Source organism: Pedobacter kyonggii, from assembly GCF_004310665.1.
Taxonomy (GTDB): Bacteria; Bacteroidota; Bacteroidia; order Sphingobacteriales; family Sphingobacteriaceae; genus Pedobacter; species Pedobacter kyonggii.
Map to the genome: position 1 here is coordinate 47,491 of NZ_SIXF01000013.1, position 11,741 is coordinate 59,231.

Here is an 11,741-nt window from a genome sequence, read left to right on the forward strand (position 1 = left end):
TTTATATCCACATGTGTAACATTACCGGGTTGCCGGATAAATAATGTATCCCCTTTACGAGATAATTGTATTCCGGTACCACGCTTTTAATCAATGCGATCAGTTTTTCATAATCCTGTCCTTTATGATAGGTGGTGATCGCTATTTTCGGTTTGCTTGCGCGGATGGTTTCAATCGCACCCCTGATCATATTTTCCTCAAATCCTTCAATGTCTGCCTTCAGGTAATCTATCATAATCCCTTTATCAGCGAAAAGACTATCGATGGTAACCACGTCTATTTCAATCGCTTCACTGTTTTCACTGTGCTGACCTATGGTACCATTTAGGATAGTGCTATCGGAGGTCATGTTGATATATGCCTTTTGGCAGGTATCACCTGCCGCTACCGGCAGGATCACCACGTTATCTTTTCGTCCGAAAAGTTGCTGTAGGGAATCTATGAATAGGGGCAAAGGTTCCAGTACATAAATGCGGCCGGCAGTGTATTGGTGCCTAAAGGCAAAAAAACCTTCTGCACTGCCACAATCAACAACCACGTCTCCTGGTGCGATTGCTGTTTGCGGAATTTCGTAGTAATGCCAATGTTGCGGCCTTGCTTCGGTTATGATCATGGCAAAACTGTAAAACGGTGCGGTTGCAGGGTAAATGAATAGGTGCTCATAACCTGTTATCCGGTAATAGCAGTATTTTTCGTCTTTATTTACCAAAGTGGCTTTTTCATTGGCCACCGTGTACATCCGTGGTGAAAACAGGTGGTATAACATTTCATGCCATGCCGTTCTCTTTCTAACCTTTTTATTGAACAGGTAGTGATACAATAAAGACAGCCGGAATCGAATCCCCCAGAGCATACTACTTACTTTGTTCATGTCCATTTTCATTTATTGATTCGTTATATGCACAGAGTAATGCCACTATGACTAAAAAAAGATCGATCTGGCTAAAAAAGAAACAAACAGCCAAATATGCCAGATAACTACGTTGAAAAGGTGGAGTCTCCTGCGCCGTTCTGGTTAGTATCATGAAGAAGAAAAACAGCGAAACAGCACCGAATTCTGCCAGAATAAAGAACCAGCGCATATTTAGGTTCTGGCCGCCAATGCCTTCCACCCGGTTTTGATAACTCATCTGCCCGAAAAAATAACGCGGAGGGATGAATGTACTGTTTCCCGCTCCGTAACCGGATATAAAGAGATAAGGTTCATCCTTCAAAAAATCTACTACTGGTAGTTCCATATCCCGCTGTAGCGGAATCCCTAGAAAAATGTTATTTTTTCGCCATATCTCATTATTGTAGCGGTAAGTGGATCTTTCAAGTAGCAGCCGATATACGGGATGGTTGCGGTTAGCCAGATATTGTTTCATGAAATATTCCTTGGAGGCCGAAATGGCGAGGAAAATGCCAACGATCATGCCCATGGTACCAATTATTTTCCATCTCACCGACATCAATTTTGGCAGACAGAAAAAAAGAAGACCACCAGCCATGATATTAACCCAAAAGGTTTGTGATGATGTGAGTATGCCCACAACAAACATTACCGTAGCCGCCCTGTAGTTCCGGTCTCTCAAGAAAAACGGAATGGCTAAAGAAAGAAAGGCACTGAATATTTTAGGTTCAGAGAACAAGGCCTGCACGCGAACACCCAGCGGGCCATTGATTTCCATGATCAAGTAACGGCTTTGAAGCCCTAAAAGCTCGCTAAGTTCTACATTCTGGAAAATGAGCTGTACTACAATCTGGATTGTAGCTATGATACAGGATATAACCGCAATTTTTTTTATGCTATTGGCAAATTTTTCAAATGAAAGTTGCCCTCTTTCCTGCACGATCTTGGCACCAATGGCAAATAAAGGCAGATAGGTTTTGAGGTAAAAATAAATGGGCTTAGTATAAAAAGCGTATAGCCTGCCGCCAGGATAATTAAAAGGATCTTTATAGAATTGTGTGATCAGGAATACCAAAATACTCGATAGCAGTGGCAATATCAGTAAAAAGAGATATTCCTTTCTGATGTATTGCCTACCCGTAAACAACTGATGTGCCTGTTCAACGAAGATGTAAATACCAACGAAAAATGTAGCCGTAAAGGTAGGCCCGATTACAAGCATCGTATAAGCTTCTGTTGCAAAGGCATAAAGCAGCGTATCGATAATAGAGATCCGCTTGTTATAGTACAGATACAGCAGTGTTACGGCAATAACCAGAGGCATGCTTTCCCTGAAGCATTCCACGAATAAATTACTGCTCTGAAGACTACTGTATCCGGTTTCCATATTAATTTACCATTCTGTAAATACGTTTGCACTGGTTGAACAGCCACATATTGTTTTGTGCTATTTTTTTGATCGCTGTATAAAATCTTCCCGGGCTATACAGCGTTTTGAGGCTATACCTGTCGGCTTCTTCATTAATGTTATTGTTGTCAGGGTGTTTTATATCTACTATTTTGCCATATTGTATTTTGTTAAACCATTGTGGAACGGAATGGGTATGGGTAGCGTTTTTGCCATAACCTATGTTTTTAACAAGACTGATATTGGGCGTGATTACCAATCCTTTATTGAACCACACGCTCATAAACCATTGGATATCCCAGGTGTCTGTTTGGGCATTGTTTACGGATTGCAGTTCTGACTGCAGAAAGCTGTTGAGACCCTGTCTGGAATCGTTCTTGTAGCACTTAAGGCTGAAGTCGTAATGCTGCCAGGCACGCCGCCAGCTCGCCCATCCCCACACGTGTGCATAGCGCGAAAAATAGTAGGAGCCATTTCCCCTCAGCATGCCCGCCTGGTAATTGCCTCCGTTAACGTGCATAATATTCTTGTTCAATCGGTATTTTTCCAGCATCACTGTACAGAACGAGAAGAAGGTTGGATCCGGCAAACAATCATCTTCCAGTATAATGCCTTCTTCTACATTGTTAAAAAACCAGTCGATGGCGGTGCTTACCGCTTTACCACAGCCCAGGTTATCGGGGCGGAATAGGGTTTCTATCTTACAGGGCCAGTCGATGCCGTTTAAGATCGTTGTTCTGGTGGTTTCGCACAGTGCAGCTTCTCCAGGCTGATCGGCCCGGGGACCATCAGCAGCAATAAACAACCGTTCAGGCTGCTGCAGCCTGATCTGCCCGAATATCAGCAATGCTTGTTCGGGACGGTTAAATATCAGAAGTAAGATCGGCGTGTGTAACATTATTTTGTTGCCTCCAATGCAACGGCATTATTAAATCTAATTTCTTCTTCTACCAGTTTAAACATAGGATCTGGGCTGTCGTTAAACGCACAATTTCTGATGTTTTTAAACCCGGCGACAGCAAGCTGATGCGTTAAGGAAAGGTGGTCCCACATGTACAGGTGTTCGCGGTTACCTAGGGCCAGCTGTATCAACTGTTTCAGCCCCCTGATCCTTTGTTCTTTTCCCAACAGTGTTTCTTCCATAAAAGCGGTATTGGCCTTCGGGTCATTGTTTGAGAGTTGCTCGAGGTATCTCTTTGCGGCAACAGCAAGATCTGGCAGTACGCACCTGAAGTAACCGCCCGGCTTCAGCATCCGAAAACTATTCCTGATCGCCAGAAGGCAGTCGTTATAGGCTAGGTGCTCCAGTACATGCGAACAGTAAATGCCATCGCAAGCGTTATCCTTTATGCCTGGAAGGCCTTTCAGTATATCGCCTAGTAAAACGTCAGGGTGGAAAGATACATGCATGGCTGGCGTGAGCAATTTCCCGATCAGGGGAATCCGCTGGATCTTGAGGGTGGGCGATGCATCGTAGTTTTTCCAGCCATCAGGTGCTGAAAAGGGGCCACTACCATATTGTACGTATAACTTGCTTCCAGACATATTATGTGTGCATATTTTTAAAAATGTATGTGTAATAGGTTTTGGCAAACAAGCTATAGCCTATCTGTTGCATAAATTGGTATAATTCGCTGCTCTCTGGCTGGAATACCTCGAAGGGAGGTGATTCGGCCAGTACGTACTCCGGTTTGTATTTATCCCAATTGTTAGATCGCAGTACTTCTAAATCGAGCCCTTCGGCATCGATGCTGAGAAAATCGATGGTTACGTTTTTTGCCAGGTATTCATCCAGGATATCAGCCAGTGGCCAGGTTTCGATCTTCTTTTCTGCAATTACGCGGTATCTCGCTGCCTGCGAGTATTCTTTTACCTTTTCAGGAGAGAAAGTGTTTAAAGCAGGTTCGTTAAATATGAAATAGGTGAGTTGCTGTTTTACTGCAGATACGCCCATTTCAAGGTTAATATCTTTAGGCCGATGCCTATTAAATACAGCCATCGAACCCGGCATAGGATCGATGTTGATACCGGTCCAGTTCTGCTTGTAAAGCAGGTAGGTATTGGATACCCTAAAGGGATGATGTGCGCCCACATCTACATAAACACCATGCTGCTTTTTATCAAAGATCCTTTTTAAGATCATATCTTCTCCTTCTGAGCTGTAAGCACGCACCCCGTAACTGAGCCGGGGAAATAGCGTGGTAACTATTTTTGATGCTATACTTTTAATGCTGCTCATTTGGCATAACGTTTTTGGTGAATAATTTGCCGGTAAAAATCCTCAGGCTATTGTGCAATTGTTTGATGTCTGAAAGCGCCAGTACAGGGTTGAACATTTTTTTTGTGAGCCGGTATCCCTGGCCGCTCTTGTCGAGTAAAAGCAGTACGCCATATACAGTAAAGTAAGCAGCTACCGTGGCAATGGCCGCGCCAATACCGCCATAGGCAGGTATCAAAAAGAAGTTGATAGCCACGTTAGCGATCAGGCCATACAGGTTGGCATACAGATAGATCTTATATTCTCCTTCCACGAAAAGATATTGCACTAAAACAATACATAGGAAAACGGGAATACCTGCCCATACATGGATCATCAGCATCCAGGAAGCAGCCCTATAGCTGTCACCGTAAAGGAACGGAATAATCAGGTGTGCAGTTAGTGTAACCAGTATAGCAATAGCGGCGCTAAGCCAGAAGGATAACCGTAGCCATTTTTCCAATGTGACCAGGTAAGTATTTTGGCTGATCTTTTTCTTTTGTATGAGCCCCGGCAGTATGGCTACAGATATCACAGTAGGAATGGCATACCACAATTCAGAGATCCGTGCAGCACCTACGTACCTGCCCAGTTCGGCAGGGTTAGAAAGCACATCCAACAATACCAGGTCTATCTTCATAAATAATACTACTACCAGGTTTGAGAGTATGAGTGGCCAGCTTTGAACCAGCAGCGTTCTGGCCAGCGACCAGTCGACCCGAGGGGTAAAATCTGTGGCATTATGGTAGCCAAATACCATAATGATGATGAGGTAGGTGATGAGCAATTCGATAACCGATGCCCATAGAAATGCGATGAGGGTACCACCGAGCAATATAACGATCAACTTTACTACGCAAAAAGTAATGAATACGGTCACTTTTGGGATGATTACTCTTTTTACCTTGTTTTTTGCCTGGTAGAAATAATCCAGTACATCAAAGGATTGCAGGATGATAATCAGCGCAGAAAAAATGGTGCAGTATAAATAAAGTTGCTGGTGTTTCTGGGCAAACAGCACAATGCCTATGCTGACAGCCATACAGATTATGCTGGCAATAATCCTCATTAAAATAACAGTGGCCACAATAGTTCCCTGCCCTTGCTCATTATTGATAATTTCTTTTACAGCGAGCCTATCCATTCCAAGAATGGCGACACTTCCTATAATCGTGGTAAGTGCAAGCGCATAGTTCCATATCCCGAACTCTTCAGGGCCTAGGTGCCGGCCAATGAGCGCCATGATGATAATGCCCGGAAAAAGTTTACTGAGCTTATCAATCAGGAGCCAACCGCTATTTTCAAATAGTTTATACAATGCGCTGTTTTATTTTTTTAACTAATGATGACCATGTACCTTTATGTTGTTTATTTTCTGCGTATGAATATTGATCATAATACGAGTGGAAGGTATCCTGTTCTATGCCGTTAAAGATGATCCCTATTTTTTTGAAGAACCCTTTCACTAGATTTTCCGATACTGCCGATAATTTAGATTTCAGGGTGAAATTGTACCGAACCACAAACAGGGCACAGTCTATAAGGCTTGAAATGCTTTTAGCGTCGGATACGATACCGATAGGCGACATATCAATGATTACGTAGTCGAAGCGGTTCTTCAACTGGTTCAGCAGGTCTGCCATGCGCTCTCCTTCAATCAGCTCAATTGGGTTGGGTGGAATAGCCCCTGAAGAAACGAGGTAAAGTTCTTCTGTGCCCGGTACTTTTTTAATAATCTCTTCCAGGTTTTTATTGCCTATGATATAATTGGTTACACCAACATTATGATCCAGCCCGAAGAACTGTGAAAGCTTAGGGTTTCTGAGATCGAGTTCAACCAGTACCACTTTTTTATCACCCACCGTTAATGAATTTCCAAGATGGGCCGCCAGGAATGTTTTCCCCTCACCCGAAACGCTTGAAGTGAGCAGGACAGTAGGCGTACCGGTAACTCCTGTAAGCAGAAATTTTAGGTTTGTACGCATGTTGAATGTCTGTTCTACCAGTATTGACCTGTTCTGGAGTGACATGTCGTGCGGCTTGTCATCCTGCTGGTAAATTTCGGCGATCATAGGGAGATCGAATACCTGTTCGATTTCTTTTTTACTGAGTACCCTAGGGTTTAAGAAATATTTAAAATAAATATAGGCACTGGCAAGCACCAGCCCAGCGGCAATAAAGCCAATAAATACAATGGCTTTTTTTGGAGAAATAGGTTTTTCGGGCACAAAAGCTGGGGCAATCACTTTATTGTCTACCACATTGCTGGCGTAGGCAACTGATGCTTCTTCTTTCTTTTTTAACAGGTAGAGATATAGGCTTTCCTTTACGCCCTGTTGCCTTTTGATGTTGATGTACTCTTTTGCGTAGGTAGGTATATTGGCTATTTTTCCCTGTATCTGGTTTACTTTACGCTGTGTTTCTTTTTGTACCACACCAGCGTTCCGCTTGTATCCGGAGATATAATCGCTGATGGTTTTACGGGTATCGGCAATCTGCGATTCTACATTTTTTAGGATCTCGCTGGTAGGTTTGAGGGAGAGCGACAAACGTTTCCTTTCTTTAAGTGCTTCCTCGTAACGATTGATCATGGAAGTTAATGTCTGATCAATATTGCCGAGTACGGGTGCAAAAGGGTAATTGCCGGAAGGATTGTTGACGTATCTTTCCACCTGATCAAGAACTGAAAGTTGCATATTGGCTTCACTGAGCCGGATATCTGCTTCCTTTACCTGTTCAAGTGCCAGTTTAGAGCTCGCATCAATATCTGTGATGCCCCTCTGGATCTTGAAATTTTCTTCCTGTTTTTCAAGCAGTCCCAATTCTTCTTTTAAAGAATCGATCCGCACTCCCAGAAAATGAATGGTTTTAAAGGCAGTCCTGTTCTTGTCGTCAAGGGTATATTCGTTATAGGTGTCGAGCAGGGTATTGAGAAAATTGGCTGCCCTTTGGGGTACGGGATCGCTGTAGCTAACCATTATTACTGTAGCATCACGGTTCACAAGCGCTGCACCTATTTCTTCTATTTTGTCATAAGCACACTCTGCAACTGAGTCTACCTTGATCTGGAATGTATTTGCCAGATCGGCGGTAGCCTTTGGAGCGTAGTTGATCACGAATTTATCCTTCGCTACGGTGAATGCTTCACCGGGTTTGACGGTTAATTGCCTGCTGGTATCAGCAGTAGCATTTACCTGTTTTATTTTTAGCATGTTGTTTTCACGCGTGACATCAAAAATGTAGGAGCCTACTTTTGAACTGTCGCTCAGTACGCGGATGGTAAACGGTAGACGGCCATAGATTTCTTCATTTTTTACCGTTCCTTTTATATAATACCGGATGTTAAAGCCATTAGCTGCGATCACTTTTTCTACCAGGATAGGAGATTTCAGCACCTCCATTTCATTTTCAATATTTTTACCACTGTTGAAAAGAGAGAGTGATTTGAGTGCATCCATTTCTTCCCCACCACCTTTTTTTTCATCCTTTAGGTATAGTTTAGCGCTCGACATGTACATCGGTTTCTTGTATTTCATGTAAAGCATGCCGCCTGCCACCATAGCCAACAGTACCAAAAGGTAGAGGGGCCAGTGAAAAAGCATCTTCTGGAAGAGATCGTTCAGATCTATTACCGAGTTTTTATTATTTGTTGTTTTTTCCTGATTCATAAGGCGATTACTTGTTTAAGATGACAATCGTGGTAATTAACGATATCACGCCTATGATGGCAGGCAGGAGCTGTACTGTTTTAGATGTGGCAAACTTGCGATCGGGGCCCGGCTTAACATAAATCACATCATTATTGCGGAGATAATAATAATCAGAGGAGAGTGTTTTGCTATCGTTCAGGTTTACTGATGTATACTTTTTGATTCCATTGATTTCGCGGATGATCATAATGTCGTCCCGTTTGGCCGTGATGTTCAGGTCGCCTGCCATGCTCAGTACATCCAGTATAGAAGCTCTTTCTGCTCCTATGCGGAAGGAACCTGGATGGGCCACATCACCCAGAACAGATACCCTGAAATTTACCAGCCGTGTAGATACGTAAGTGCTACGCACTGTTTTATCCAGTTCCTGTGATACCAGGTCGTTAATGGCTGTGGTTGTTTTATTCTTTACGTTTATTTTTCCGATCACCGGTAAGGTTATAATGCCCACGCTGTCTACCAGGTATCCCTGTTCTATGCCGCTACCGGAGGCTGGGCCTGAAGCAGCCACATTGGGATTAAACATTTGTGAAACTTCTTTGTCAAGCGTGGTGATGGTGATTTGCAGGATATCACCAGGCTGTATCTTAAGTTGCTGCATACGGTGAAGGGAATCTGCCCCGGTAGCCACTGCAATGTCATTAAAGTAAGTGAGTTTCCGGGTGTTTGCACATCCCATAACGATTAGCAAGGCCAGGATGAGTGGTAAGCTAAATTTTAATTTCATATCTAGTAATTAATTTATTAATGCAGTATTATATAAAAATGCTTGTGAATGAGGGGGATTCTACCGCCAGCCATTCACTACACGCTATCCGAGTTGGGAATCGGCTCCCGACCACAGAAATTTATTATGTTTTTACTTCAACCTCAGCTATGCTTGGTTTTGTTTTTTCTATTTTATAGAATCTTTCCCTGATTTTTTCCTGGGCTGGCAACTCGAAATAATAGTAGATCATTAGACTCAGTGGCAGCAGAATCAGGAAAAAAATCAGTAAAGTAATTGGTGAACGGAGTACCAGACGGTTGATATGAAAAGCATCAACTATGAGTACGAAGGTGATCTGTAGCGAAAAATGGATTAAGTACATGGCATAGCTGCAATTACCGAGCAATGCCCATTTCTTGTTGATCGTACCCTTGTTGGTTTCCCACAGTGTTAGGGCTAGGATGGTGCAAGGTGACACTAGGGTTCTGAAAACAAAGTTCTTGCCCAGTCCAAAAGCTGTTTCTGCCGAGTCGAGGGTTTTGTGGGGGAATGTATGTAGATACTGCTTTATAAATATACCTCTAAGGAATCCAAAATAATATTCGGCAAAGAGTAGAACCCAAAGTAAACCCGTGAAGACGATCAGGGGCGACAGGTATTTTTTTGTCCTGTTTTCTTTAAGCATCCAAACATAGAGGTAATAAACCAATGCGCCTAAAAAGAAAGAGTACATGCCTTTTCCGATGAGGGTAAAATAATATTGTAAAAATATTCCCAAAGGCATAAGGAAGAATAACAGCCATTTTTTATTTTGCAGTTTCAGGTAGCAGATCACGAAGAATGCTAAATAAAGGAATACTTCTACAGAAACCGACCAAGATGGTCCGTTAAAAGATGCACCTTTCTCAATTCCCCAACTTTGCATAAAAAGGATGTTCAATATAAAGTGATAACTGTCGTTGTACTGAATAATAAAGTAATGACCTGCATTTTTGAGCATAAGCCATTGGAATGCCGCCATCGATAATAAAGTAATCAGGTGGATAGGGTAGAGCCTGCTCATCCGGAAGACCATAAATTTACTGAAGTCCATTTTCCGGGTAGCAATCCGCTTGGCATACAACCAGAAAAAAATGAACCCCGAAAGGAGAAAGAACAAATCGACCGCAATTACGCCGTCATTATAGATGGCCGATAAGTAAGGATAGAACGGAAGTGCCGTTTTCTCAAAGCCACCACTTACCCAGATATCGTTAGCGTAATAAAAGAACTGCCAGTGATATAGAATAACTACTATGGCCGCAAGGCCTCTAATGGCATCGAGGGTGTAAAAATGCTTTGGAGGAATTTGATTTATATTCATGTAGGGATCTGAATAGTAAAAAAAAACAAACAGCAATGCTCAAACTTATTATACAAACCCAATTTAATTTATAAAGCTGATAGTTGTGAGGTTGAGGGGGTTAATGAATAGAATGAACAAAATAAAAGAGGTTGGTGTGAGTTGTATTTTACATCAAGGTGCTGTGTTGCTGTAAAATAGGTATAATGAGCTGCTGATTAAACATACAAAGTCAATCTATGACTCATCAGCAATTGCCAGTTATTCAAAAAGGAGAAGCACAGTTCTAAAATAGCTTTGTGTTAGATGTGGAAATCTTAACCTTTGATTTTGGGATATTCTTTGAAGGCAGAACCGGCGAGGATTATGCAGCGGTTCTTGAATATTGATTCAGTGGATAATTGGCTAGAACTACGGGAGATGGACAAAGAGTGCCAGCAGTTCTATTGCGTTTTTTGAGACAATAGGTAGTCACTATTACATGAATACTAGTCCAAAAGGCGATGGAGTATGTTTGCTGATTATATTTCAGATCCATCTCTTTTAAAAACGCTTTCCGCTCTTCTGTTAGTTCAGGAATGGGCAGCGTTTGCCCAGGGAGGTGTACCTATTTCCTGAAATAGATTTTCCAGTCCGGCGGGTACTACCGTCCAGAGCAATCGTGCAGGTTTGCTGAAATATTCTTAAAGCAATGAATGGCTCCGCCAAAGGGAATATTTACAAAGCCTTCTTTTGAAACGATTTGTTTACCATTTTCTGTTCTAAATTCCACTTCTCCCTCCAATACATGAAACATTTCCTGTGTGTCGGGGTGAGCGTGCGGTGGTGGGCCGCCTCCTGGAGGAACAGTCATTTCGATAACTGCATAGTTGCCATTGGTTTGCTCACCAGAAATGATGATCCTGTAATTACCGCTTGCTATGCCTAAATATTCGCCTTCATTTTTATTAATGATTTTGATATTGGATTCCATCATTCTTTGGTTTTTCCCTGTATATTTTTACGCTTCAATTCATTGGTCAAGGTCATCCGCCGTTATCTGATCATCAACTACCTTTCTTATTTCAAGCCTCTTTCTTTTAGAAGGTTTTCTAATTCTTGATTGTTATATTTTGAGTTGTTTGTCAGCTTATAAATGAAAAATAAGGGGATGAGTGTTAAAAAACCTAAACTGTTTTTCATAACGCTGTAAAATACAACACCGATCAGAAATCCAACTAATATGGCATTGGTTATGACTGCCGATTTCCTTTTTTTTGCTTCTTGCAGCAACTCCTCGTCTGTTAGTTCCGTTAGATTTTTTTGTTCCATTTTCCGTGGTTTTTGAGCGTAATCCCTTGTGGGTAATGCTCAAATATACGTGATAAACGCAACTACTAAAAGCGGTAGATCAAGTTTAATTAAAAAAGCCCATCGAAAAATG

Annotated in this window: 11 protein-coding genes; all 11 read right to left on the bottom strand. The window is 42.1% G+C overall.

Annotation, left to right across the window (positions count from 1 at the left end; all coding sequences use genetic code 11):
* Position 1: 1 nt before the first annotated feature.
* Positions 2-871 (bottom strand): FkbM family methyltransferase, encoded by an 870-nt coding sequence (locus EYS08_RS14315; protein ID WP_165456463.1) that lies wholly within the window; start codon positions 869-871, stop codon positions 2-4.
* A complete protein-coding gene (locus EYS08_RS14320; protein ID WP_131030687.1) occupies positions 855-2,279 on the bottom strand; it encodes a hypothetical protein in 1,425 nt (474 codons plus the stop codon). The genes EYS08_RS14315 and EYS08_RS14320 overlap by 17 nt, the downstream gene beginning before the upstream one ends.
* Position 2,280: 1 nt before the next feature.
* Positions 2,281-3,198 (bottom strand): nucleotide-diphospho-sugar transferase, encoded by a 918-nt coding sequence (locus EYS08_RS14325; RefSeq protein ID WP_208745859.1) that lies wholly within the window; start codon positions 3,196-3,198, stop codon positions 2,281-2,283.
* The gene (locus EYS08_RS14330; protein WP_131030688.1) at positions 3,198-3,845 is read right to left on the bottom strand and encodes a class I SAM-dependent methyltransferase; all 648 of its coding nucleotides are present in this window, start codon (positions 3,843-3,845) and stop codon (positions 3,198-3,200) included. Before EYS08_RS14330 ends, EYS08_RS14325 begins: the two co-directional genes overlap by 1 nt.
* Before the next feature lies 1 nt (position 3,846).
* Positions 3,847-4,539 carry an FkbM family methyltransferase gene (locus EYS08_RS14335; RefSeq protein WP_131030689.1) on the bottom strand — a complete coding sequence of 231 codons (693 nt, stop codon included), beginning with the start codon at positions 4,537-4,539 and terminating at the stop codon, positions 3,847-3,849.
* Positions 4,526-5,875 carry a flippase gene (locus EYS08_RS14340; protein WP_131030690.1) on the bottom strand — a complete coding sequence of 450 codons (1,350 nt, stop codon included), beginning with the start codon at positions 5,873-5,875 and terminating at the stop codon, positions 4,526-4,528. The genes EYS08_RS14335 and EYS08_RS14340 overlap by 14 nt, the downstream gene beginning before the upstream one ends.
* On the bottom strand, positions 5,868-8,225 hold the full coding sequence (locus tag EYS08_RS14345) for a GumC family protein (RefSeq protein WP_131030691.1): 2,358 nt from the start codon (positions 8,223-8,225) through the stop codon (positions 5,868-5,870). The genes EYS08_RS14340 and EYS08_RS14345 overlap by 8 nt, the downstream gene beginning before the upstream one ends.
* Positions 8,226-8,232: 7 nt before the next feature.
* Positions 8,233-8,994, bottom strand: a complete 762-nt coding sequence (locus EYS08_RS14350; protein ID WP_131030692.1) for a polysaccharide biosynthesis/export family protein — start codon at positions 8,992-8,994, stop codon at positions 8,233-8,235.
* 124 nt (positions 8,995-9,118) lie between these two features.
* On the bottom strand, positions 9,119-10,339 hold the full coding sequence (locus EYS08_RS14355; RefSeq protein WP_131030693.1) for an acyltransferase family protein: 1,221 nt from the start codon (positions 10,337-10,339) through the stop codon (positions 9,119-9,121).
* A 622-nt stretch (positions 10,340-10,961) separates the two neighbouring features.
* Positions 10,962-11,294, bottom strand: coding sequence for a cupin domain-containing protein (locus tag EYS08_RS26345; protein ID WP_244215959.1), 333 nt, complete (start codon positions 11,292-11,294; stop codon positions 10,962-10,964).
* Positions 11,295-11,377: 83 nt separating this feature from the next.
* Positions 11,378-11,629, bottom strand: coding sequence for an FUSC family protein (locus EYS08_RS14365; RefSeq protein ID WP_131030694.1), 252 nt, complete (start codon positions 11,627-11,629; stop codon positions 11,378-11,380).
* Positions 11,630-11,741: the final 112 nt, after the last annotated feature.